Raw genomic sequence first — 21,960 nt, 5'->3', positions numbered from 1 at the left:
GCGATTTGTTGCCCAAAACTTGGACCAAACCGGTTCCGGAAAGGACCAGCCCCGTGCTGCGACGCTGCCTGAGTCTCTTGTTGCTCGCCGTGCTGAGCCTGGCCGCCGCGTGCAGTTCCGCGTCCAGCGCGCCCGAGATGCCCTCGGCCAGCCCGGCCGAGGCGGGTTCGATCAGCCTGTCCGGGGACTCCTTCCCCCTCACCGTGACCGATACCGCCAAGCGGAGCGTGAAACTGGAGAAACGTCCCGAACGGGTGGTCTTCCTCTCCGGTACGCCCCTCAACATCTGGTACGACGCGGGCGGCACCGCGGTCGGACGCCCCGAGCTCACCGGCAACCTCCGCCTCGCCAGCGAACACGCCGAGAAGATCATGGCGCTGCCCTCGGTCGGCTTGCCCTACGCCACGGACACCGAGGCCGTGGCGGCACTCAACCCCGACCTGGTGGTCGGCATCGAAGGAGTCCACGACTCGGCCGCCGCGGCCTACCAGAACCTGGGGATCGCCACCGTGCTGCTGCGGGTCCGTTCCCACCGCGACCTGCAGCAGGTCTACCGCGCCTTCGGGGTGCTCGGCGGCAACCCGGAACTCGCGGGGCAGCGCCTCGCCGCCATCGACGCGCGCTACAGCGAGATCCTGGCCAAGGCCCCGAAGAAACCGCTGTCGGTGGCCATCCTGTTCGTCACCGCCGACACCATCTCGGTGAAACTCGACAACAGCATCGCCGGGCAGATGGCCAACGACCTCGGCCTCACCAACATCGCCTCGGGCGCGACCCCCGACAACCCCGGGTCGGAGACCACCCCGCTCGACATCGAGTTCATCGTCGCCCGGCAGCCTGACCACGTGCTGGTCACGTCCATGGTCGGCAACAACGACCTCGCCCGGCAGACCCTCCAGACCCAGCTTGACCAGAACCCCGCCTGGAAGGCCATCGATGCCATCCGGGAGGGACGCATCAGCTACCTCCCACAGCAGTACTTCCTGTTCAACGCCGGGCCCTACTACGACGACGCGCTCGCCTACCTGGCCGCCACGGTCCACCCGGAGGTTTTCGGCGCCCCGGTGGAGCCCTGATGGCGGTCGCGGCCGTCCATGCCCAGCCGGGCCTGCGGGAACGCACCTGGTACCGGGCCCTGGTCTTCGCCGGTCTCGGCGTCCTGCTGCTGGCCGGGATGCTGTTCGCGATCGGCAGCGGCACCCTGAGCCTCAGCCCGGGCCAGGTCGCCGCCGCGCTGACCGGCTCCGGGGACGTGCAGTGGCAGCGGGTGGTGTGGGACATCCGGTTGCCCCGCATGCTGGTGAGCACCCTGGTCGGCATGAACCTGGCCACCTCCGGGGCGATCCTGCAGGCGGTGATGGGCAACCCGCTGGCCGACCCCGGGATCATCGGGGTGTCGTCCGGGGCTGGGCTGGCCGGGATCTCGGTGCTGTTGGTCTTCCCGCAGTATCAGGGGCTGGTTCCGCTGGTCGCCTTCCTCGGCGCCATGGCAGCCGCGATCGTCATCTACGTGCTGGCCTGGCGCGGCGGCATCCAGCCGATCCGGGTGATCCTCGCCGGGGTCGCGGTCTCGGCGCTGTGCGCGGCCGGGATCAGCGCCATCATGGTGCTGTTCTCCGACCGGATCCAGGGGGCGCTGATGTTCATGAACGGCGCCATGACCCTCAAGGGCTGGTCCGAGTGGCAGCAGCTGTGGCCCTATTCGGTGGCCATGCTCACGGTGGCGCTGTTCACCGTGCGGCGGCTGGACGTCATCGTGCTCGGCGACGACGTCGCCCGCGGCCTCGGCATGAACGTGCAGGCCAACCGCCTGGCCCTGACGGCGGTCGCGGCCCTGCTCGCGGCGAGCGCCGTCAGCGCCGTGGGCCTGCTGGGCTTCGTCGGCCTGATCGTGCCCCACATCGTGCGCCTGGTCGTCGGCACCAGCCACGCCCTGCTGATCCCCGGCTCGATCGTCCTCGGGGCCGCCCTGGTCACCATCAGCGACACGGTCTCCCGGACGCTGTTCAGCCCGGTCGAGATCCCCGTCGGGATCATGATGGCGGTGCTGGGCGTCCCCTTCTTCCTGTTCCTGCTGCGAAGGGCCCTGTGATGACGGCGCGGATCAGCGCCCGCGGGCTGCGGCTCAGCCTGGGCGGCAGGCGCATCCTGGACGGCATCGACCTCGACTTCGCACCGGGCCGGGTGCACGGCATTCTCGGGCCCAACGGCTGCGGCAAGACCACCCTCATCCGGGCCCTCAGCGGCGCGTTGCGTCCCGACGCGGGGGAGGTGCGCCTCGACGACGCTCCCATCCGGGCGCTGTCCCCCGCGGGTCTCGCCCGGGTGATGGCGGTCGTGTGGCAGGGCGGCCAGGTCAGCGGCGACGTCACGGTGCGGCGCCTCATCGGCTACGGACGCTACGCCTATCTGCCCTGGTGGCGGCTGAACCCCTCCGGGCGCGACCCCGCGATCGAGGAGGCCATGGCCGTCACCGGGGTCGCCCACCTGTCCCACCGGCTGGTGGCGTCCCTGTCGGGCGGCGAACGGCAACGCGTGTGGATCGCCACGGCCCTGGCCCAGCAGCCGAAGGTGCTGCTGCTGGACGAACCCACCACCTACCTCGACATCGCCCACCAGCTCGACGTGCTGGAGCTGATCCGCGACCTGAACCAGCGCAGCGGCCTCACCGTCATCACGGTGCTGCACGACCTGGCCCAGGCCGCCCGCTACTGCGACCGCTGCGTCGTGATGGGCGAGGGCCGGGTCCGGACGGATGGCGTCCCGGCCGAGGCACTGTCCGCCGGTCAGATCGAACGGAACTTCGCCGTGAACGCCTGGGTCACCACCGACCCCAGCGCCGGCCATCCGGTGATCGTCCCGCGGCACCGGGTGAGCGCGGCACCGCCGGAGAACCAGGAAACGGAAGGAGCACCATGAGGATCGTCGCGATCACCCACTACCCGGGTGCTCTGCGTTGTTTCATCGACACCGCCGCCCACCTCGACCGCGCGGTCCCCGGCTGGGGCAGCCTGACGCTGTTCGACTCCGGCCAGCCCCTCGGCGACGCCGGCGCTCTCGCCGGGGCGGTCTCGTCCGCCGACGCGGTCATCGTGGACCTGATGCGCTCCGACCCGGCCTGGCAGGACGCCCTGGCGCCGATCCTGGACGGATACCCGGGCCACCTGCTGCCCTTCGGCATGCAATTCGCCGGCCAGACCCGGCTTGGCCAGTTCCGGCTCGCTCCCGGGACGATGCCGCCGATGATGCTGGGCGCACCCCCCGCCCCGCCCCGCGGCGTGGACGACTCCCAGGCCCGGCGGGACGCGATGATCTTCTCCCGGCTCGCCCGCGCCTACCGGACGATGCGCGGCGGCGACGCCCTGTTCGTGCTCGGCACCCTGCTGCGCGACTACGGTGACCAGCCCGGCCTCGACGTCCCCGAGCCGAGCCCCCAAACCCCCGGTGTTCACCTGGCCGACCCGGCCACCCGGGCCCGCTACGCCAGCGCCGAGGACTACCTCGCCGCCCACCCGGGGCCGGAGGGACGCCCCGTCGTGGCACTGCTGTACAACGGGGTCAGCTACCCCACCGACCCCGAACCCGTCGCGGCCAGGCTCGCCGAGGCGCTCTCGGGCGACGCCTGGGTGCTGCCGGTCGCGATCGAGACCGACGCCGCGAGCGCGGTCGACCGGATCCTGGAACTGTGCGCCACCCCCGGCCTCGAACCTGACCTCGTGGTGACCCTGATGAGTTTCCGGTTCGGTGCCGGCCCCACTGGCGGTGACGCCGACCACGGCGTCGCCGCCCTCAACCGGCTGGGCGTGCCCTACCTGTCACCGATCCTGCTGACCCGCACCACCGCCGAGGAGTGGCTGCACCACTCCAACGGGCTGGGGCCATCCGAGGTGCTGGTCTCGGTGATGCTGCCCGAGTTCGACGGGGCGATCAACCAGATCCCCATCGCTGCCATGACCCCACCCCGGCACGACGCCCGCCACCGGGTCGACACCGCCGAACTGCAGGTCGTCGACGAGCAGCTCAACCGGCTGGTGGGGCGGGTCCGGGGGCTGCTGCGGCTGCGGGGCCTGGCGAACGCCGACAAGCGGGTCTGCCTCATCGGATACGACTACCCGGCCGGGGAGGGCAACCTGCTGGCGGCCTCACAGCTCGACGTCGCCGAATCCATCGCCGCGATCCTGGCTGAACTCCACCGGACGGGCTACCGCACCCAGCCGGTGACCGCCGCCCGGCTGCGCGCCGACCTCATGGCGGGCCAGGTCAACTCCCCCGCCTACCTCACTGAGGTGCAGCCGCTCACCTACCCGCACCGGCAGGCCCAGGCCGACCTCGGCGACCACCAGGCGTGGGACGAGGTCACCCGGGCCTGGCCAGCGGACGGGCCGCGTCCCATGGTCGATTCTGACGGGGACTACCTGATCCCCCACGTCGAGTACGGCAACGTGCTGGTGGGCGTCCAGCCGGGGCGCGCCCCTGAGGTGGACGACGCCCTGGCCCACGACAACACCGTCCCGCCGCACCCCCAGTACCTGGCCTACTACACCTGGCTGCAGCACGTGTGGCGGGCCGACGTGATCGTACACGTCGGCACCCACGGCACGCTGGAGTTCCTGAAGTCGAAGGAGAACGCGGTCAGCGTGCACGATTTCCCCGACCTCATGGTCGGCGACATCCCACACGTCTACTTGTACTACGCGGGCAACCCGGCCGAGGCGCTGCTGGCCAGGCGTCGCTCCCACGCGACGCTGGTCAGCTACCAGCCGCCCGTCATGACCTCCGGCGGGCTGCACGACGAGCTGGAGGAGCTGGCCGAGGCCCTGGCCGCCTACCGGCGCAGCCACGCCATGACCCCGCAAAGCAGCGAGGATCAGCTGGCCGACCTCAGGCAGCGCGCGGAACGGGCTCACCTGCCCACCGACCCCGACCAGCTGGAGGGTGAGCTGGAGCGGCTGCGCGCCCAGCTGATCCCCCTGGGGCTGCACGTCTTCGGCAGCCACTGGGACGCCGGCGAGGTGGCCTACATGGTCGCCGGGGTGATTGGAAACGGGGTGGGCGACCTGGCCCCCGGGTACGAGCTGATGGCCGCCGCCGACGGGCTGGACGCCGAACGCATCCACCGCCTCAATGAGACCGAGATCGCCCGCTACGACGAGGCCGCCAAACGGCTGGTGGAGATGGCGCTGACCAGCCAGGCCCCGGCCGCGGACCTGGCCGGGGACGAGACCTCCCGGGCCGTGATCGTCCGGGCCCGCGAGCTGGCGCTCCGGTTCGCCGCCAACCAGGAATGGGAGTTCCTCCATCGCGCCTTGTCCGGACGCCACGTGGAGGCCCGGCTCGGGGGAGACGCCATCCGCAACCCCGAGGTCCTGCCCAGCGGGGCCTCCCTCTACCAGTTCGACCCCCGGCAGGTGCCCAGCGCGCTGGCCGCCCGCCGAGGGGCCGAGATGGCGGCCCAGGTCGTCGAGGTCTACCGGGACGGCCACGGCGGCGCCTGGCCATCCTGCGTCGGGCTGGTGCTGTGGGGGCTGGAGACGACCCGGACCCACGGCGAGACCTACGCCCAGGTGATGTCGCTGATCGGGGTGCGCCGGGCCCCGTCTCGGCGTCCCGGCCTGCCCGGCTGGGAGGTCATCCCCCGCGAGGAGCTGCCCGGGCCGCGGGTGGATGTGGTGGTCACGATCTCTGGGTTCTTCCGGGACCTGTTCGGCACCCTCGTCGAGGAGCTGGACGACATGTTCGCCGCGGTCGCCGCGCTCGACGAACCGGACGAGATCAACCCGATCGCGGCCAGGACGAGGCGGCTCCGCCAGCACCTGCTGGACGGCGGGATGACCGAGTCCGAGACCCGCGAACTCAGCCACGTCCGGGTTTTCGGGCCACCGCCGGAGCTATATGCCACCGGGCTGACCGACGTGATCGACACCGGAAACTGGTCCTCGACGACGGACCTGGCCGAACACTTCACCCAGGGCGCCCAGCACCTCTACTCCCGGCACCGGCACGGCGAGAAGGTGCCCGGCCTGTACCGCGGGCACCTGGCGGACGTGCAGCTCGTCGCCCAGTGCCGCTCGTCCAACGAACACCACATCACCGACCTCGACCACTACTTCGAGTTCCTGGGTGGGATGAGCGCCGGGGTCGCCGCGGCCCGCGGTGAGGCGGTTCCGACGCTGGTGACCGACACCACCGGGCGGCGGGTGCACACGGCGACGGCCGCCGACGCGGCCCGGGCCGGGCTGTACGCCCAGCTGCTCAACCCGGCCTGGGTCGAGGCGATGCTGGCCCACGGCCACCAGGGGGTGGGGGAGATCGCCGATCGCACCACCAACCTGCTGGGCCTGGCCGCTACCACCGGCGAGATGGCCGACTGGATGTTCGACGCGGTTTGCGACCGGTTCCTCGGCGACCCGGAGATGCTGAGGCGCCTCCGCGAAGCCAACCCGCACGCCACGGCGGCCATCGCCGGGCGTCTGCTGGAGGCGAACCGGCGCGACCTGTGGCAGGCCTGCGAGGAGCGGATCGACACGCTGGAGAACGTCCAGTTCGACACCGATGCCGGACTGGAGGGGGCCGGGGAGACCGGCACCTAGGACAGGAAGGATAGACAGACCATGAAGAGATTCGTCGTGATCGCCGGGATCTGCTTGGCGGTGGGGCTGGGTGTGTCCGGGTGTGCGTCCGGGACGCCCAGCCAGGCTCCGCAGAGCACGGTCAGTGCGTCGGGTGCGTCCCTCGCGAAGGAGGGAGACAAGCTGATCGACACCGACCAGCAGGCCAACCTGTTCAACGGGTCGGGTGTGAAGGTCACCATCGAGCCCGCCGCCAAGACCGCGCGGTTCCAGCTGGTCGACCCCAGCAGCGGGAAGGACTTCAGCGACTACTACGTGTTCGACTACGCCAAGCAGACGATGCTGTGCCACCGGCTGGTCTCGGCCATGCAGAAGGAGTTCGACTACACCCTGAACCTGGGCACCGGCGAACTCGTCACGGTCGTCGATGGGCAGGGCAACGACGCGATCAAGACCCTCAAGGAGCGGGGCATGTTCGACAAGGCGCAGAAGGACCGCGGCCAGGAACGCGGTGAGCTGGAGGCCTGGTTCCAGAAGCGCTACGGCAAGACCATCGAGGAAGCCGCCACCCCGTAAAGTGACGAGGCTCTTCCCCTTCTCGGCCATTGTGGGGCAGCCGCGGATGCGGCTCGCCCTGCAACTGGTCGCCATCGACCCCGGGATCGGCGGGGTGCTGATCCAGGGCGCCAAGGGCACCGCCAAATCCACCATGGTGCGTTCCCTCGCCGCGCTGCTGCCATCCGGAAGGTTGCGGACGCTGGCCCTGGGCGCCACCGAGGACCGCCTGGTTGGGGGCCTGGACCTGGAGGCGACGCTGACCGGAGGCGCCCCCCGGTTCCTGCCGGGATTGCTGGCCGAGACCCACGGCGGGGTCCTCTACGTCGACGAGGTCAACCTGCTCGCCGACCACCTGACCGACCTGGTGCTGGACGCCGCGGCCAGCGGGGTCGTCCTCACCGAGCGGGAGGGGTTCTCCCGCACCCAGCAGGCCCGGTTCGCGCTGGTCGGCACGATGAACCCCGAGGAGGGGGCGCTGCGTCCCCAGCTGCTGGACCGCTTCGGCCTGTGCGTCCAGGTGGACGGCTCACCCGACCTGGACGAGCGGGTCGAGATCATGGCCCGCAGGCTCGCCTTCGACGCCGACCCAGAGGCCTTCGCGGGGGCCTGGGCGGACCAGGAGGCTGCCCTGGCGGAGCGGCTCCGCCGGGCCCGGGAGGCGGCCCCCGCGGTGTGGCTGGGCCGGGACATCCAGGAACTCGTCGCGGCGCGGGTGCTGGCCGCCCATGTCGCCGGGCACCGGGCCGAGCTGGTGATGAGCCGCGCCGCCCGGGCCCACGCGGCCTGGCGGGGCAGCCAGCGGGTGAGCGAGGAGGACGTGGAGGCGGTCCGAGTTGGTGCTGGCCCACCGTCGCCGCCAGGCCGCCGAACCGCCCTCACCCACCTCGGGCGCGGCCGACCCCCCCCGCCTCGTCCTCGCCGCCAGCCGAGACGGACGCCGACGCCCCGGCGTCCGGCGGCACCCCACCCGAGGATGTCGCCGCGACCGGTGAGCCGTTCCGGGTGCGTCCGCTGCACCCTGCCGCGGAGCCGGACGGACGCCTCGGCTCGGGCCGGCGCACCACAACGGTCAGCGCCGGCGGCCGGGGCCGCTACGTCCGTGCCCGCCCGACGCGGGAGGCCGTGGACCTGGCCCTGGACGCCACGCTGCGGGCCGGGGCCGTGCACCAGCGCGAGCGCCGCCTCCGGGCCGCCGAGCAAGGCGACCCCCGCAGCGAACTGGCGGTGCTGATCGAACCCAGCGACTGGTTCCGCAAGGTCCGGGTGAGGCAGACCGGCTCCCTGGTGGTGCTGTGCGTGGACGCCTCCGGCTCCATGGGCGCCCGCAACCGGATGGTGGCCAGCAAGGGTGCGGTGCTCAGCCTGCTGCTGGACGCCTACGTCAAACGCGACCAGGTGTCGCTGGTCAGCTTCCGCGGCGCCGAGGCCCAGGTGCTGGTGGAACCCACCTCCTCGGTCGAGTTGGCCGAGCGGCGGCTGCGGGAGCTACCGGTGGGTGGACGTACCCCGCTGGCCGCGGGCCTGGTCGAGGCGTCGCGGGTGGTGCGGCGGGCGCTGCTGAAGGACCCGGCGCTGCGTCCGCTGGTGATCGTGGTGACCGATGGACGCGGCAACGTCGACCTGGCCGGGCGGGTGTCCCGCGGCGCGGCCGCCGAGGTGACCGAGATCGCCGGGCGGCTCGGCGGCGACGGCCGGGTGACGTGGGTGGTCGTCGACACCGAACCGGCCTCACCGGCGGCGCGGGGGCACGGTGCCACCCTGGCGGCCGCGCTGGGGGCGTCCCGGTTCGAGATTGAGCAGCTGCGCGCCGACGACCTGGTGTCGGTGGTGCGCGACATGCGTTTGGCCACTGTGAAGAAGGAGGGGCGATGAGCCGGTTTAGTTATCCCTTTGCCGCGATCGTGGGGCAGGACGAGATGAAACTCGCGCTGGTGCTTACGGTCATCAACCCCGCGGTGTCGGGGGTGCTGATCCGCGGCGACAAGGGCACCGCGAAGTCCACCGCGGTGCGCGGCCTGGCCGAGCTGCTGCCGGAGCGGGTCGAGGTGGGCGCCACCCCCTACCATCTGTCGCCGGCGGAGTACCGGGAGTACTGGGAGGAGCTGGGGCTGCCCGCCCAGGACGATCCCGTGGAGCGCCGGACCCGGGTGCCGGTGGTGGAGCTGCCGATCGGGGCGACCGAGGACCGGGTGGCGGGGACGCTGGACCTGGAGACCGCCCTGACCGCGGGCCGCAAACGGTTCGAGCCGGGGCTGCTGGCCGACGCCCACCGGGGCATCCTGTACGTGGACGAGGTGAACCTCCTGGACGACCACGTGGTGGATCTGCTGCTGGATTCCGCGGCGATGGGGGTCAACACCGTGGAGCGGGAGGGCATCAGCCTGACCCACCCGGCCCGGTTCTCGCTGGTCGGCACGATGAACCCGGAGGAGGGCGAGCTGCGCCCCCAGTTGCTGGACCGGTTCGGGTTGTGCGTCACCGTCGTGGGGGAGTCCGACCCGCCGGCCCGGGTGGAGATCATCGAGCGCAGGCTGGCCTTCGAGGCCGACCCGGTGGGGTTCTGCGCGGGGTGGCGCGCCGAGGGCGAGCGGCTGGCCCGGCAGATCGCGTCCGCGATGGACCTGCTGCCGGAGGTGACGGTGGGCCGTGAGGTGCTGCTGGAGGTGGCCCGGATCTGCGTGGACGCGGGGGTCGACGGTCACCGGGCCGACATCACCATGGTGCGGGCCGCCCGGGCGCTCGCCGCGTGGCACGGCCGGACCGGCATCGAGACCGCGGACCTGCAACAGGCCGCCCGCCTGGTGCTGCCGCACCGGATGCGCCGCCGCCCGCTGGAGGGCATCGGGACACCCCACGGCAGGGGCTGACGCCCCCCGCCGCAGCTCGGCCAGCCGCGGTGCCTACTTCAATGCGCAGGTGGTCACCGGTAGCACCGAGTTCAGCCCCCGGCAGGGCTGGACGAGGTCACCCACCCGTGCCCGGACGGCGATGCCTCCGCCGAGGGATTCGTCTCGGCCGGGTGGCCGTGGTTCGGTCCCACGAGGTTCCGGCGTCGGATGTCGTGAGCCGCCGGTGGTGAAGTAGCCCGGGAACGCGTTCTTCCACTGTTTCAGGGTCCGGCCCGGGCGGGCGATTTCGGGGCTCGGGCAGATGGGGAACGAGACGACGATGTCTTCGGCCAGCTCGCGACCCTTGGTGCCACCGGCTCGACGCTCGGCAGCGTCCCCACAGCACCCCAAGCATATCGTTTGACGATAGTATCGTTTATCGTTTAGTATCGAATTACGATATGTAAGGAGGTCCCGATGAAACTCACAATCAGCCGAGGCGACTACCTCACGCTGCGGATCATGCTGGCGTTGTTCGTGGCGGCACCCTTGGTGAGCTCCTTCCGGCACGCCTGGGCATGGGTCAAGGGCGACCCCCTGGTCTGGCTCAATGGGGGCGGCCCCCCGCAGGTCGGCTCGGGCGAGGTGGTCCCTCCCCTCGAAACCGCGAATGGGTTGATCGTGCGTCCAAGCCTTGAGACGCTCTCGTGGGAGTTCACCGATCCGACGTGGACGCAACGTCTCGGCGCGATGCTTCCGGGCGTGCTGGTCGCGGCGGTCACGCTCTGGCTGTGCGTCACGATCTGGCGGTTCACGCTCTTGGTGCAGCGCGGCCGTGCCTTCTCCGCGGGGGCGCACCGGCTGCTGGTGCAGTTGGGGATGGCCCTGATCCTCCTCACCGCCGCCTTCCTCGTCGGCGAGGTCGTAGCGAACATGCTCATCTACACCGGCTTGCCCACCAGAGGGATGGGGTTCGCCATGCTGACGATCAACGCTGGCGATTTCGTCCCCCTCGGGGTGGCGCTGGTGGTGCTGATCGTCGCCTACGCCTGGCGGCAGGGGGAACAGCTCGCCGAGGATGCGGAGACGACGATCTGATGCCTGTCGAAGAACCCCATCGGATTACCTGCCACCTGGACGATCTGCTCGCGGCCCGGGGCGTGACGCTCGCGGCCCTCAGCGAACAGGTCGGTATCACCGTGGTCAATCTGTCGATCTTGAAGAACAACCGCGCGAGGGCCGTTCGGTTCAGCACCCTGACGGCGCTGTGCGAGGCGCTGGACTGCGAGGTCGGCGACCTGTTCAGCCTCGCAGACCAGCCCTGATCGCCCAGTCAGACTCAGAAACGCCCGGGCCTGCCTCGCCGGCAGAACACCTCACCGCTGCATGGAGTGGCGACAACCTCGGCACGTGCTGGGGAAGCTGCAACACTGTAACAAGCTGTAACAATGTTACAGTTCCGTCTCCGAAGTTCTTGGCTCGAGCGGTCACCTTCGCCCGGGCAACAGCCCGTGGTCACAGCATCGTGCGGTGACCGTCGTGGGGCGAGAAACTCGGTCCGGCGGCGAGCTTGACCCCGGCCCGCTTGGCCTGCTCGACGAAGGCGACGGCGTCCGTCCCGGTGTCCACCCACAGGCCGGAACCGCCGGCGATCCGCCGCCAGGTCCACGCCGGGGCCATCTCGCGGAGCACCCGCTCCGTGGATGCCAGGGCTCTACCCGGTTAGGAAGGGTCTGGCCCGCCCATGGGGTTCATGCTGGTGCTCGAAGCGCCCCAGAGGTTGGTGTGACGATTCCTCGCCCCCTGTCCGTTGAAGGGGGAAGGATCCCTCTGAGGGGTTGTGTGATGTTGTTGTGGCCCTGATGTGATGCCCGGGGCTCCCCTAGGTGGCCTGGGTGTCGAGGGTTTCGAAAGATGCACCTGTCGGCCGGGTCAGCGGATCTGGACGATCGGGGGCTGGTTACCCCAGGCGCGGTCGGCGGTCAGGACCGGGACGGCGAGGCGGTGGCCGAGGGCGAGGCAGAGCCGGTCTCCCAGGCTCAGTGTGGGGTGGTCCTGCCACAGCGTCGCGGCTGTTTCGGCGTCCTCGGCGGTCACGGGTTCGAGGACCAGCCCCAGCAGCGAGACCGCCGAACGGATGTCACCCAACCCGACCCCTCGGACAGCGAGTTTCTGGACTACCTCGGCCCAGTTCGCGGTGCTACAGCAGCAGGGCATGTGTTGTTCGACCTGATCGGCGCCCGGTTCGCCGCCGAACCAGGCCAGTAGGGCCGAGGCGTCCAGGACCACCATCACCGCTCGGCCTCGGCCTGCCGACGGCGGTCCTCAAGGAGTTCCTCGACGACCCCGGTGCCGCGGACCCGTGCCCGCACCCGATCCAGGGCCGCGCGGGGCGTGGACGCGACGAGCTGGTCGCCCTCCAGGGTGACCGAGAGCACGTCCCCCTGCCGCAGGCCCAGTTCGTCCCGGAGTGCCGCGGGCAGCACCACCCTACCCCGGTCTCCCACGCGAAGCTCAAACGTGGTACTCATGGTTCGAGAGTACCACCGATGCTGGAGGGTGGGTGTCGCGGTGATTCTGACCTCCGGGGCAGCACGGGCGCGTGGCGACCGGATGGGTGCCTATCCATGCCGCACCCCTGACCGGGAGGGCGCCGCCTGCCACCGCGGCCTCGGTGTGGGAACTCTGGGAGAGATACCGCTCCGGTGGGCCCCTTCAGCCACCGGGAACATCGGTCAGCTCCCCGGCCGGTGAGGCTCAGATCCCCAACAGCTCAAGCAGGACTGGGATTGGGCTGGACGGGTTGGGGCCGAGATGGTTGACTAGGTGCTCGGAAGAGGTCTTGCTGGAGCGTGCCCGGGCATCCGCGTATCTGCCTATCGGGAACGAGGAGGTCAGGCTCTTGTCCTGCAACACTTTCAGCTTGGCCAATCGTGCCTGAATGTCCCCGGAGGAGCTGTGGCGGTGCCAATCTTCCAGGTGCCACAGCAACCACAACTCGAAGCAGGGGTTGCTGACGAGAACCCGGATGTTCTCCTTGGCGGTGAGACGGAGCGCGTCCTGGAGCCTTTCATGGTTGTCGCAGTCCACCAGGCATACGGTCCAGGAATAGTCGTCATTCTTTCGCTCTCTGAGTGCTCGTTTGACCACCCGGAGCGGGTCAGACCCCTCGCCGATCAGCTTCAGAGATGCGGCATTTCGGGGCAGCTGTTGCTGGAGCATTTGCAGGTATTGGATCTCGGTTACCGTGCCCTCGGTGACGACTAGACCCCGCGGGCGCTCGAATCGCTGGGGACGCCTTCCGCGTCTCTTCCCTGAGGGTTTCCTGCGGCTGCTCATCGCGGCTGGGTCAGGAGATGAACGAGGCTGGGCGCAAGGGAGGGTACGGCCCCGTAGCGTCCTTCCAGATAGCGTTTGGCGACGTTGTCCCCGCGATGGGGTTTGAAGTCGGCCAGCGAGAACAGCTCGGTCGCACCGTCGCGCTCCTTCTCGGTGAACCAGATCTGCCCCTTCTCGAAGTCCAGGCTGGACTGGTTCGAGATCAGGTAGAAGTCGTGGCTGGTGAACAGGATCTGAGCGCCCCGGGTGTTGATCTCAGGGTTCTGGAAGAAGCCGATGAGGGCTTCGGCCAGGTGCGGGTGCAGGCTCGAGCCGAGCTCGTCCACGACGAAGAGCCCGCCCTTGCGGAGCCGGTCAATCGCCGGGACCGCCAGCGCCAGCCAGGCGAGAGTCCCATCGCTCTCGTCGTACATGCTGAACGGCGCAGCACCGCAGCCGTGGTCGAACTCCAGGCCCCGGATCACCGCCTCGATCGCGGGTTCGGACAGGTCTGAAGCGTCCTCATCGTTTGGAAGAGGCTCCCCTGAACCTTCGCCGTCGGTGTCCTGAACCAGGTGCTCAAACGCTTCTTTGAGGCGGTTCAGCTTGTCGACGACCTCGGGGGGCATGGTCTCCTCACGTAGGGCGACACCGACGATCCCGACATCGGCGATCCGCAGCACGGTTTTGATCAGCTCCGTGGTCGACTTGCCCTTGCTGAGGTCGTCGACGATTGCCTCAATGCGCGCCCTCTGCTGCCGGTCGCCGAGCGGGACGAACTCGCACCCCTCCACCAGCGCCCGTCCGATGGCGGCGAGCGGCTCATGGTTCAGCCGGATGGCCCGGCTGAGAAGCAGCTCACTGGGCGCGAGCAACCCGACGGAACGCACACCGCGTCCGTAGGAGACCTGCTCCCGCTCTCGTGTGAACAGGGAACGCCGCCTGGAACTGGGCCAGTCGGCGAGCCATTCCCGCGCCACGCCCGCCTCATCCACCTCGAACCCATAGGCGAACCGGGTGTCCTCGTGCACGAACTCCAGCTCGTAGCGGCTTGGCGCTTTCGTGTGATCCGGGCCGAGGCGGAAGGGTGCCCGGGGCATCCGATCCCGGCTCAGCCACTCGGAGGCCGAACTCCTAACCGCCGTCACGGCATACCTGAGCGTGTCGAGGATCGTCGATTTGCCGGAGGCGTTGGCGCCGAAGATGCCCACTGCGGGGTACACGCTGGACGCCCACGTCTGCCCATCCTTGGGTCGGACGCCGCTGAGTGAAGGACGCGCCAGTTCTAGGGTCGCCTCGTCGCGAAGGGACTTGTGATTCTGTGCCGTGAAGCTGAGCAGCAGCATGCGGCCATGCTACATGCAAAAACCAAGCTGCGTTCACAGTGTCCAAAATTGGGAAAAAGTTCCCAAGCATGCCCTGTTCATGCAGGGATGTCTGCTTGGAACCTTGCCCTCCCGGGCCGTGGGGGCGCGGTCCAGGTCGATCTGAGGCACGAGGGTGCAGGGTCGGGGCTGCTGTGACGACTGGGCCTGGGTTCCTTCTCTGGGGTGGACCGCGCGCAACGAGGTGACGATAAAGTGCGATCATGCGCACCACGGTGAATCTGGACGATGAACTGCTGCGCCGGGACAAGGAGCGGGCGGCCCGTCAGGGAAGGGCCTTGAGCGAGGTGGTCTCCGACGTCCTGCGGGTTTCGCTCGCCGAGCAGGCCGGGCCGCGCCACGAGGTCACCCTGCCCGCCTTCGGCGGCAGCGGGTTGAAGCCGGGCGTCGACCTCGAGGACAAGGACGCCCTCGCAGCGCTTCTCGACGAGGACGATCGTGCTGCTCGCTGGCGTCAACCTGTTCATCTACGCGCACCGGCCGGAGTCCCCGCGGTTCGCGGAACACCACGCGTGGCTCACGGCCGCGCTGACCGCCGACGAACCCTTCAAGGTGTCCGAGCTGATCTTGTCGGGTTTTCTGCGAATCCTGCCCGGGAAGCTCGGCCGGGTCATCCCAGCCCGGGGAAAGGGAGGTGCCTCATATGGTTCACGCGTCCACCACGCCTGCGAGCGAGGTCGTGGCCATCATCGGCTGGCTGACGGAAAGAGAGACCGTCTATCAAGTCAACGGTGGGTGGGGTGTCGATGCGCTGGTGGGACGGCAAACCCGTGAGCACGGCGACCTTGACGTCTTCGTGGACGCCCGTGTCGTGCCCGATCTGATCGAGTGGCTGGCGTCGCGTGGTTACGAGCCGGTGACGGACTGGCGGCCGATCCGGATCGAACTCGCCTCCGAACGCGGAAGGGTCGACGTGCATCCCATGGTCATCCAGCCCAACGGGGATGGTGTCCAACAAGGGTTTGAGGATGCGGTGTTCACACATCCGGCCGTCGCCCGCGCGAGGGGATCGATCGATGGAATGCCGGTCATCGTCGGCACGGCCGAGCGGCTGCGTGAATTGAGAACTGGCTACGATCTACGTCCCGAGGATGAGCACGATCTCGAACTCCTCAGCCGGCTTCGGAGAGGTTGCGAATAAGCCGCCGTGAACCAATTGGTCTACTGGCGTTCCGTCGTTTGAGGCTTGGGTGAACCGGATCCTCTCTGGCCGTTGGTGAAGAAAATGTGTGCCGGGGTAGCCGGGATGAAAGTATTGCTGTCTGGGTGCTCAGTGCGGTTTTCGGCGCTGAACCCAAGCCGGGGTGCCAGCGAACGCCAATGCGGCGCTCGCGAACCGGCGCTCCGGGCTCGTCGGAGGGCTCGGCCTCCGACGTCATCGACGCCCAGCCCAGGATCCGTACCCCACCCGCCCGGGAGACGCCCGCGAACCGCGGGATGGGCGAGTCAGTTCTTCACGATGAGGTAGAAGGTGGCGTCGTCGATCTGGTCGAGGCTGAGTCCGGTGGCACGGAGCTCGGCCCGGATGGTCTCGGGATCCGGGTGGCGGAACACGTACTCGGCGGACTCCTCGGTCAGCACGCGATCGTCGTCGCAGGTGCGGCAGGTCATTCTCCAGCGCATGCGCTCGCCGTCGAGCGGCCATCCTTCCGTGACGCCGTGATAGGTCAGGTCGCCGATCCGGGCGCTGGCGACCTCGTAGGGTTCCACCCGGGTGGGTCGGGCGGGCGGCTGCAAATCCATCAGGGTGGCCCCGCCCTCGGGGAGTCGGGCGGCGAGGGCGGCGAACAGCGCGGCCCGCTCGTCCGGGGTGAAGTGGCCGAGGACGCCCAGCAGGATCGCCGCGCCGATGGCGTCAGGCAGGGGAGCGGCGCCGAAGGCCTCGGGGCGGATCGTGACCCGGTCGAACCACTCCGGGTGCGCGGCGACCTTCGTCAGGGCCAGCGCCCTCATCTCGGGGCTGGGTTCCAGGGCGTACACGTGTGCGTCCGGTAGGCGCTCCAGGACGAAGACCGTGTTCAGCCCCGACCCGGCCCGATGTCGAGCACCGGCCCCGACCTGGCGCGGACCAGCGGAATCAGCCTCTCCAGGGCCGCCACCTGTACCGGGCGAAAACTGGTGATGAACAGGTCGTAGACCGGCGCGCTGACGGCGTAGGTGTCTCCGTTCATGCCGCGACCATCCTTGGTCCCATCGCACCCCTCCCGTGTCGCAAACGTCTCCAGGTGACGATGAGGCCAACCATAGTCCACTGAGAGCCATCCCTACAGGGTCCGGCTTCGAACGAACGCATCGACGCAGCCGACGCGCTCCCTGAGCACCAGCAACGCATCATGGGGGTATTTCCGAGGGCGAGGTCGGCGCCGATCTTGACGGTGGTCTCGGCGTCGATCAAGTCCTGCAGCCCGGCCTGCAACAAACGACGAAACAATTCCTCGTACGCCAGGGACGGGTCGTCGAGAAGTTCCTGCAACAGGCTCGACAAGGCAGACTGGTGGTGGGTCATCGTGGGGTCCTTCACATGGTTCTTGGCGGAATCCGATCCCACGATGACCCACCCAGACCGCTGACCAGCCCGGCCGGAGCATCTGCGTGTCCCGGGACAGCCCAAGCAGTCGATGCCGAGGTCAGCCCGCGACCGGTCATTCCAGGCTCGGAAGTTCGCCCCGTCACAGGCCTCGGTGACGTGCGGGGTGGCTCGTCCTCCCATCTTCCCGCCGGCATCGCGCTCACACCACACGCCATGCAGTACAGCATGTCATACTGAATGTATGACGCAGATGGTGGTCCGCATTGACGAGGCGACGGAGCGCGCGCTGGCAAACCTGATGGAACTCACTGGTCTCAACAAGTCCGAGGTGGTGCGCAAGACGATTCAGGAGGCCGAGCGCCAAGCCATCATCGAACGGGTGCGACGCCAGGCCGACGCACTGCGCGAAGACCCCAAGGACAGAGTGGAGATGCTTGCCCTGGCCGATGAGATGGACTCGCTACGTGCGTGGTGACATCTATAGGCTTCGGGCAAACAAGCACGCCCACGGCCACGAGCAACGTGGCGCCAGGTATGCCGTCGTCGTACAGGCTGACTACCTGAACCTCTCCACGCTTCTCGTTGCCCCGACCTCGACGAGCGCCCGCCCCTCCGATTTCCGGCCAACGATCACCATCGACGGCGCCGAGACCCGGATATTGGTCGAGCAAACAGCCGCGGTCAACGCCGAGACCCGGCTGGGCGATTTCGCCGGACGGCTCGACGCCGAGGAACTGACGGAACTCGACCGCGCCTTGGCACTGGTGTTGGGGTTGTTCTGATCAGTTCCGGCTACAGCTCCCGTTGAACAAAATCATTTGTTTGGTCGGTAGGGGGAATTGGTTTGTGGTGATGCCCCGCGTCAAGTGGTTGACGGGATTTCGGGTTCGGGAAAGCTGGGATGATGAAGTCGGCCAGGCCTTGATGACCTCTGAGGGCCGGTTCCAGGCCAAGGCCTCGCGCATCCGGATCGTGTTTAACTCGATCCGGATGCGCCTTGGTTACGTCGCCGGTGCCGCTGACCTTGATCTTCACCACCGGCGCCCGGGGCGACTCCTGGATGACCAAGGAGGTCCTGCGGCTCGCCGCCAGCGGCGACGACGCCCAGAGCATCGCCAAAACCCTGCGTCTCGGCGAGGGGACGGTACGAAACCATTTGTCAAGCGCCATGGCCAAGACGCAGGCGCGGAACCGCGCCGAAGCCGCACGGACGGCCGAGCGAAACGGGTGGCTCTGAGGTATTTACTTGCCGCCCGCTGCGGCCTAACCTTGAGGGACGGGGACGCCGACGACCCCACCACAACGCCCAACGAGGGGGTCTCGATGTACGTTCACGTTCTCGGCACCGGGGGTACGATCTCATCGCGCACGCGGGAAGGGGTTGGTGCCACCGCCACCGACGGCGCCGCGTCGCTGGCCGAGATGCTCACGGCCGAGGTCCGCACGACCGACGTCCTGACCACAGGCAGCTACCTGCTCACCTTCGCCGACCTGCGGGTCCTCGTCAAGGCGGTGCAGGAGGCGCTGGCCGACGACGACTGCGTCGGCGTCGTGGTGACTCACGGCACCGACACGATGGAAGAGACCGCGTTCCTCCTCGGCCTCGTACACACATCTGACAAGCCAGTCGTCCTGACCGGAGCACAGCGGGCGGCCGACTCGTCACACCCCGACGGCCCCGACAATCTCGCTGACGCGGTCTCGGCCGCCGCCTGCCCTGCGCTGCGCGAGTGCGGAGTGTTGGTGTGCTTCGCGGGGCAGGTGCGGTCGGCGCGTGGGGTGCGGAAGACGCAGACGTGGGAGCTGACGGCCTTCGAGGGCGGCACGCTCGTAGCGGAAATGCGCGACAGCGAGGCCCATGTGTTGGCTCGGCCGCGTCGCTACCCACCGCTGCCGCCGCCAACCGAAGCGTTCGACAACGTGCGGGTGGAGATCGTTCCGTGTTTCCTGGGCGCGACACCGCGGGTGCTGGCCCATGTCATCGACGACGGCGCCGACGGCATCGTCCTAGCCGGAACGGGCATCGGAAACGCGGGCGTCGGGTTCGTGGAGGAGGTCGCGCGGGCGGTGGCTGCTGGCATCCCGGTGGTACTGGCGTCCCGCGTCGCATGGGGGCCGGTCAAGCCGATCTATGGCAACGGCGGCGGGGTCGACCTCGTGGGAGCCGGCGCCATCCCGTCGGGGGATCTGAACGCGCCGCAGTCACGAATGCTGATGGCGCTGCTGCTTGGAGAGGGGGTGGAAGACAAGTTTGCCGACAACTTCGTCGCCTTCACCTAACGGGCAGGTGATGCGTCCTTGGGTCAGCTACCACGAGTTCGCAATCACCGCAGTCCTAGGTCATTCAGCGCCCACAGCGCGTCACCCATGTCCCGGCGCTTGGGCGGAATCATCTCGCAACACCATTCCTGAAAGGAGCCACTATGGCAGAAAAGAAGATCTTCGTTTCCTTCGGCATCGACATCGACGCGGTAGGCGGCTGGCTGGGCTCCTACGGCGGCCAGGACTCGCCCGGCGATATCTCGCGCGGCATGTTCGCCGGTGAGGTCGGGGTACCGAGGTTGCTGAAGCTGTTCCAGCGCGAGGAGCTGCCGGCCACGTGGTACTGGCCGGGCCATTCGATCGAGACTTTCCCGGAACAGTTCGACGAGGTCGTTGCGGCCGGGCATGAGATCGGCGTTCACGGGTATTCGCACGAGAACCCGATCGCCATGACGCGTCGACAGGAAACCGAAATCCTGGACTACTGCACGGACCTGATCGAGAAGCGTTCCGGCACCCGTCCCGTCGGATACGTCGCGCCGTGGTGGGAGTTCTCGCCGATCACGAACGAACTGCTGGTCGAGCGGGGTTTCCTCTATGACCACTCGCTGATGCACAACGACCACACGCCTTACTACGTGCGTGTCGGAGATTCCTGGACCAACATCAACTATGAGGCCGAGTCCGCCCACGAGTGGATGAAACCCCTGGTCAGGGGCGAGGAGACGGATCTGATCGAGCTGCCGGCCTCCTGGTACCTCGACGACCTGCCGCCGATGATGTTCATCAAGTCGAGTTTCACGTCGCACGGGTTCGTGTCCCCCAGGGATATCGAGCAGCTGTGGGCGGATCAGTTCGATTGGGTCGTGCGGGAGATGGACTACGCCGTCTTCCCGATCACCATTCACCCGGACGTCTCCGGCCGCCCGCAGAACCAGCTGATGCTCGAACGCCTCATCGCCCACATGCGCGAGGCCGAAGGAGTCGAGTTCGCCTACATGAAGGACGTCGCACTCGACTTCAAGCAACGCTTCCCCAGGACGTAAAGACGCTGCTGGTCGGCCGAAACCTTCCATGTCAGCCAGTCACCGCCACCAAAAGTCGACTGCCTTGGGAGTGTTTACAGTTCGCTTCAGCAGTAGTTGCAGGGACTGGGCGTGGAGGAGGAACGTCTTTGACACCCTCCCCCACGTCCAGTCATGCGGTTAGCGCCTTACTTTGCTGATGATGCTGAACAGGCTCTCGGTGATCCGGGCGGATCCGTTCTTCTCCCCAAGTTCTCCAGCCGTGTGAATGTCGACAGACTGATTCACGTCGCCCAAGAACGCCGGTAAACCACTCTGGCCAGGGGCGGTGTCGGTCTGGTGGTAGAGGTTATTCCGGCCATTGCTGCTGATGGGAGGCTTGTCCACAGGCGACACCCTGCCCAGCGAAACCCTTGGTCATCCCACACTTGAAGATGGCTCTGAATGAGTCTCTGTCCTGCTCAGGATCTGGATGGACCAGGCTTGAGCGTCTGACGAGGCCACAGGAGCACTGGACGGCGCAGTTTCGACCAGTAGTCCGAGTCTGACCTTGAGAAGTCTGACCTTGAGAAGTGAACGGGTTGGGGATGCCCGGTGACCCGAAGCGGAAGTCAGGCGTCACCGTAGGCGCTGCTGGTTTTGCCAAATGCAGCTTCGTGCCATGGAATCCCATGAGATCGATGAGGTCGATACGCTGATCCGCACTGCTTTCCTCACTGCTCCAGTGACCGACGGCTCCGAGCAGGACCTGGTCAAGCGGCTCTGTTCTTCTGCTGGTTACCTACCCGAGCAGGAACTCGTCGCCCTCGACGACGACCGGATCGTCGGCCACATCCTCACCACCAGGATCGTGATCGACGGCGAAGCAGGTCCTGTGAACGCCCTTGAGGTCGCACCGTTGTGCGTCGCCTCGGACCACCGATGTCGCGGCATCGGCGCGCTCCTCATGGAGGAGGCCTTGAACCGCGGCCGAGCTGCGGGGTTCCCGGCCGTGTTCCTCGTCGGCGACCCACGGTATTACGCGCGGTTCGGGTTTCGTCCCGTGGCAGAACTCGGCATCCACAACGCCAACTCGATTCCCGACGACGTGGTCCTGGGCGTCGAACTTGAACCGGGCGCCCTCGACGGCATTGACGGGTCGGTGACCCTCGTGTGAGCCGACTCGTCGTCATGGACCTCGGTGTAGACCACTCGAAAGTGTGGTCGTTGATCACCGAGCGGACGAACGCGTGACCCATCGTGGGGACGTGGTGGGCGTTTCTTGGGATTCCTTGGTGTTGCAGCCCGATTCCACTTGCCCTGGGCTCAGCCAACGAAACATCACCCTCCACCCTCAGGGATGCTGCCGAGATTCTTCACCTCAACGCGGACCGGTGAGCCAAGGTGATCATGTTCGTAACGACGGATCGGTTCACCGGTGACCCGGCCGCAGACCGAGAGCCGGTTCAATCGACAGGAAGTCAAGACCCGGCCGGCCGTGGACGC

At 68.2% G+C, this 21,960-nt stretch carries 23 protein-coding genes and 3 pseudogenes; 16 read left to right on the top strand and 10 right to left on the bottom strand.

The annotated features are described in order from the left end of the window. Positions 1-53 precede the first annotated feature (53 nt). From E0E39_RS04805 to E0E39_RS04765, 9 genes and pseudogenes are all read left to right on the top strand, one after another. Positions 54-1,076 carry an ABC transporter substrate-binding protein gene (locus E0E39_RS04805; RefSeq protein WP_061787578.1) on the top strand — a complete coding sequence of 341 codons (1,023 nt, stop codon included), beginning with the start codon at positions 54-56 and terminating at the stop codon, positions 1,074-1,076. Further along, complete coding sequence (locus tag E0E39_RS04800; protein ID WP_126379798.1) at positions 1,076-2,092, top strand: FecCD family ABC transporter permease; 1,017 nt, start codon at positions 1,076-1,078, stop codon at positions 2,090-2,092. Before E0E39_RS04805 ends, E0E39_RS04800 begins: the two co-directional genes overlap by 1 nt. Then, a complete protein-coding gene (locus E0E39_RS04795; RefSeq protein WP_130873717.1) occupies positions 2,092-2,919 on the top strand; it encodes an ABC transporter ATP-binding protein in 828 nt (275 codons plus the stop codon). The genes E0E39_RS04800 and E0E39_RS04795 overlap by 1 nt, the downstream gene beginning before the upstream one ends. Further along, entirely contained in the window at positions 2,916-6,590 is a 3,675-nt protein-coding gene (locus E0E39_RS04790; RefSeq protein ID WP_130873716.1) for a cobaltochelatase subunit CobN, read from the top strand. Before E0E39_RS04795 ends, E0E39_RS04790 begins: the two co-directional genes overlap by 4 nt. A gap of 21 nt (positions 6,591-6,611) precedes the next feature. After that, entirely contained in the window at positions 6,612-7,145 is a 534-nt protein-coding gene (locus E0E39_RS04785) for a hypothetical protein (protein ID WP_130873715.1), read from the top strand. 46 nt (positions 7,146-7,191) lie between these two features. Beyond that, positions 7,192-8,999: pseudogene (locus E0E39_RS16745) on the top strand (VWA domain-containing protein). Further along, positions 8,996-9,994, top strand: a complete 999-nt coding sequence (locus tag E0E39_RS04775; RefSeq protein ID WP_130873714.1) for a magnesium chelatase ATPase subunit I — start codon at positions 8,996-8,998, stop codon at positions 9,992-9,994. Before E0E39_RS16745 ends, E0E39_RS04775 begins: the two are co-directional and overlap by 4 nt. Before the next feature lie 438 nt (positions 9,995-10,432). Beyond that, positions 10,433-11,053 (top strand): DUF2975 domain-containing protein, encoded by a 621-nt coding sequence (locus E0E39_RS04770; RefSeq protein WP_130873713.1) that lies wholly within the window; start codon positions 10,433-10,435, stop codon positions 11,051-11,053. Beyond that, entirely contained in the window at positions 11,053-11,280 is a 228-nt protein-coding gene (locus E0E39_RS04765) for a helix-turn-helix domain-containing protein (protein ID WP_126379785.1), read from the top strand. Before E0E39_RS04770 ends, E0E39_RS04765 begins: the two co-directional genes overlap by 1 nt. 190 nt (positions 11,281-11,470) lie before the next feature. Here the strand turns inward: E0E39_RS04765 and E0E39_RS04760 are convergent, their stop codons facing one another. The 5 genes from E0E39_RS04760 to E0E39_RS04740 form a co-directional block, all read right to left on the bottom strand. Continuing rightward, positions 11,471-11,647, bottom strand: a complete 177-nt coding sequence (locus E0E39_RS04760; RefSeq protein WP_207302421.1) for a hypothetical protein — start codon at positions 11,645-11,647, stop codon at positions 11,471-11,473. 240 nt (positions 11,648-11,887) lie between these two features. Continuing rightward, complete coding sequence (locus E0E39_RS04755; protein WP_130875627.1) at positions 11,888-12,247, bottom strand: type II toxin-antitoxin system VapC family toxin; 360 nt, start codon at positions 12,245-12,247, stop codon at positions 11,888-11,890. Further along, positions 12,247-12,486, bottom strand: a complete 240-nt coding sequence (locus tag E0E39_RS04750; RefSeq protein WP_130873712.1) for an AbrB/MazE/SpoVT family DNA-binding domain-containing protein — start codon at positions 12,484-12,486, stop codon at positions 12,247-12,249. The genes E0E39_RS04755 and E0E39_RS04750 overlap by 1 nt, the downstream gene beginning before the upstream one ends. A 226-nt stretch (positions 12,487-12,712) precedes the next feature. Then, positions 12,713-13,294, bottom strand: a complete 582-nt coding sequence (locus E0E39_RS04745; protein ID WP_130873711.1) for an RloB family protein — start codon at positions 13,292-13,294, stop codon at positions 12,713-12,715. Then, the gene (locus E0E39_RS04740) at positions 13,291-14,619 is read right to left on the bottom strand and encodes an AAA family ATPase (RefSeq protein ID WP_130873710.1); all 1,329 of its coding nucleotides are present in this window, start codon (positions 14,617-14,619) and stop codon (positions 13,291-13,293) included. Before E0E39_RS04740 ends, E0E39_RS04745 begins: the two co-directional genes overlap by 4 nt. Before the next feature lie 718 nt (positions 14,620-15,337). Here E0E39_RS04740 and E0E39_RS04730 point away from each other — a divergent pair. Further along, positions 15,338-15,799 carry a nucleotidyltransferase domain-containing protein gene (locus tag E0E39_RS04730; protein WP_245988198.1) on the top strand — a complete coding sequence of 154 codons (462 nt, stop codon included), beginning with the start codon at positions 15,338-15,340 and terminating at the stop codon, positions 15,797-15,799. A 305-nt stretch (positions 15,800-16,104) separates the two neighbouring features. On the opposite strand, the gene E0E39_RS04725 is transcribed toward E0E39_RS04730, so the two are convergent. The 3 genes and pseudogenes from E0E39_RS04725 to E0E39_RS16740 all read right to left on the bottom strand — a co-directional run. Next, positions 16,105-16,638, bottom strand: a complete 534-nt coding sequence (locus E0E39_RS04725) for a class I SAM-dependent methyltransferase (RefSeq protein WP_245988197.1) — start codon at positions 16,636-16,638, stop codon at positions 16,105-16,107. A gap of 38 nt (positions 16,639-16,676) precedes the next feature. Then, positions 16,677-16,829, bottom strand: coding sequence for a hypothetical protein (locus tag E0E39_RS16290; protein WP_245988196.1), 153 nt, complete (start codon positions 16,827-16,829; stop codon positions 16,677-16,679). 188 nt (positions 16,830-17,017) lie between these two features. Continuing rightward, positions 17,018-17,164 (bottom strand): annotated as a pseudogene (locus tag E0E39_RS16740) (IS256 family transposase); the annotation flags it as partial. 265 nt (positions 17,165-17,429) lie between these two features. Between E0E39_RS16740 and E0E39_RS04715 the strand changes: the two are divergent. Together E0E39_RS04715 and E0E39_RS04710 are read left to right on the top strand one after the other, a co-directional pair. Further along, entirely contained in the window at positions 17,430-17,663 is a 234-nt protein-coding gene (locus E0E39_RS04715; protein WP_130873708.1) for a hypothetical protein, read from the top strand. Next, positions 17,653-17,970, top strand: a complete 318-nt coding sequence (locus tag E0E39_RS04710; RefSeq protein WP_130873707.1) for a type II toxin-antitoxin system PemK/MazF family toxin — start codon at positions 17,653-17,655, stop codon at positions 17,968-17,970. Before E0E39_RS04715 ends, E0E39_RS04710 begins: the two co-directional genes overlap by 11 nt. Positions 17,971-17,980: 10 nt before the next feature. On the opposite strand, the gene E0E39_RS15695 is transcribed toward E0E39_RS04710, so the two are convergent. Next, a complete protein-coding gene (locus E0E39_RS15695; RefSeq protein ID WP_165444641.1) occupies positions 17,981-18,223 on the bottom strand; it encodes a hypothetical protein in 243 nt (80 codons plus the stop codon). Between the two features lie 25 nt (positions 18,224-18,248). Between E0E39_RS15695 and E0E39_RS04705 the strand changes: the two genes are divergently transcribed. From E0E39_RS04705 to E0E39_RS04690, 4 genes are all read left to right on the top strand, one after another. Further along, positions 18,249-18,425 (top strand): response regulator transcription factor, encoded by a 177-nt coding sequence (locus tag E0E39_RS04705; protein ID WP_130875626.1) that lies wholly within the window; start codon positions 18,249-18,251, stop codon positions 18,423-18,425. A gap of 86 nt (positions 18,426-18,511) precedes the next feature. After that, positions 18,512-19,468 carry an asparaginase gene (locus E0E39_RS04700; RefSeq protein ID WP_130873706.1) on the top strand — a complete coding sequence of 319 codons (957 nt, stop codon included), beginning with the start codon at positions 18,512-18,514 and terminating at the stop codon, positions 19,466-19,468. Positions 19,469-19,611: 143 nt separating this feature from the next. Further along, entirely contained in the window at positions 19,612-20,496 is an 885-nt protein-coding gene (locus E0E39_RS04695; protein WP_130873705.1) for a polysaccharide deacetylase family protein, read from the top strand. A 625-nt stretch (positions 20,497-21,121) separates the two neighbouring features. Then, positions 21,122-21,631 carry a GNAT family N-acetyltransferase gene (locus E0E39_RS04690; protein WP_130873704.1) on the top strand — a complete coding sequence of 170 codons (510 nt, stop codon included), beginning with the start codon at positions 21,122-21,124 and terminating at the stop codon, positions 21,629-21,631. On the opposite strand, the pseudogene E0E39_RS16285 reads toward E0E39_RS04690, so the two are convergent. After that, positions 21,619-21,957: pseudogene (locus tag E0E39_RS16285) on the bottom strand (IS481 family transposase); the annotation flags it as partial. The gene E0E39_RS04690 and the pseudogene E0E39_RS16285 overlap by 13 nt on opposite strands. Positions 21,958-21,960 lie beyond the last annotated feature (3 nt).

The organism is [Pseudopropionibacterium] massiliense (genome assembly GCF_900607225.1).
GTDB classification, from domain to species: Bacteria; Actinomycetota; Actinomycetes; order Propionibacteriales; family Propionibacteriaceae; genus Arachnia; species Arachnia massiliensis.
This window is presented reverse-complemented; position numbering and strand designations above follow the sequence as displayed.

Excerpts from the sequence above, each read along its gene's own strand:
- E0E39_RS04755 (WP_130875627.1), bottom strand. The coding sequence starts at position 12,247 with ATGGTGGTCCTGGACGCCTCGGCCCTACTGGCCTGGTTCGGCGGCGAA.
- E0E39_RS04715 (WP_130873708.1), top strand. The coding sequence starts at position 17,430 with ATGACGCAGATGGTGGTCCGCATTGACGAGGCGACGGAGCGCGCGCTG.
- E0E39_RS04745 (WP_130873711.1), bottom strand. The coding sequence starts at position 13,294 with ATGAGCAGCCGCAGGAAACCCTCAGGGAAGAGACGCGGAAGGCGTCCC.
- E0E39_RS04770 (WP_130873713.1), top strand. The coding sequence starts at position 10,433 with ATGAAACTCACAATCAGCCGAGGCGACTACCTCACGCTGCGGATCATG.
- E0E39_RS16290 (WP_245988196.1), bottom strand. The coding sequence starts at position 16,829 with ATGAACGGAGACACCTACGCCGTCAGCGCGCCGGTCTACGACCTGTTC.
- E0E39_RS04800 (WP_126379798.1), top strand. The coding sequence starts at position 1,076 with ATGGCGGTCGCGGCCGTCCATGCCCAGCCGGGCCTGCGGGAACGCACC.
- E0E39_RS04790 (WP_130873716.1), top strand. The coding sequence starts at position 2,916 with ATGAGGATCGTCGCGATCACCCACTACCCGGGTGCTCTGCGTTGTTTC.
- E0E39_RS04750 (WP_130873712.1), bottom strand. The coding sequence starts at position 12,486 with ATGAGTACCACGTTTGAGCTTCGCGTGGGAGACCGGGGTAGGGTGGTG.
- E0E39_RS04695 (WP_130873705.1), top strand. The coding sequence starts at position 19,612 with ATGGCAGAAAAGAAGATCTTCGTTTCCTTCGGCATCGACATCGACGCG.
- E0E39_RS04795 (WP_130873717.1), top strand. The coding sequence starts at position 2,092 with ATGACGGCGCGGATCAGCGCCCGCGGGCTGCGGCTCAGCCTGGGCGGC.
- E0E39_RS04740 (WP_130873710.1), bottom strand. The coding sequence starts at position 14,619 with ATGCTGCTGCTCAGCTTCACGGCACAGAATCACAAGTCCCTTCGCGAC.
- E0E39_RS04765 (WP_126379785.1), top strand. The coding sequence starts at position 11,053 with ATGCCTGTCGAAGAACCCCATCGGATTACCTGCCACCTGGACGATCTG.
- E0E39_RS04705 (WP_130875626.1), top strand. The coding sequence starts at position 18,249 with ATGACCAAGGAGGTCCTGCGGCTCGCCGCCAGCGGCGACGACGCCCAG.
- E0E39_RS04690 (WP_130873704.1), top strand. The coding sequence starts at position 21,122 with ATGCAGCTTCGTGCCATGGAATCCCATGAGATCGATGAGGTCGATACG.
- E0E39_RS04700 (WP_130873706.1), top strand. The coding sequence starts at position 18,512 with ATGTACGTTCACGTTCTCGGCACCGGGGGTACGATCTCATCGCGCACG.
- E0E39_RS04775 (WP_130873714.1), top strand. The coding sequence starts at position 8,996 with ATGAGCCGGTTTAGTTATCCCTTTGCCGCGATCGTGGGGCAGGACGAG.
- E0E39_RS04785 (WP_130873715.1), top strand. The coding sequence starts at position 6,612 with ATGAAGAGATTCGTCGTGATCGCCGGGATCTGCTTGGCGGTGGGGCTG.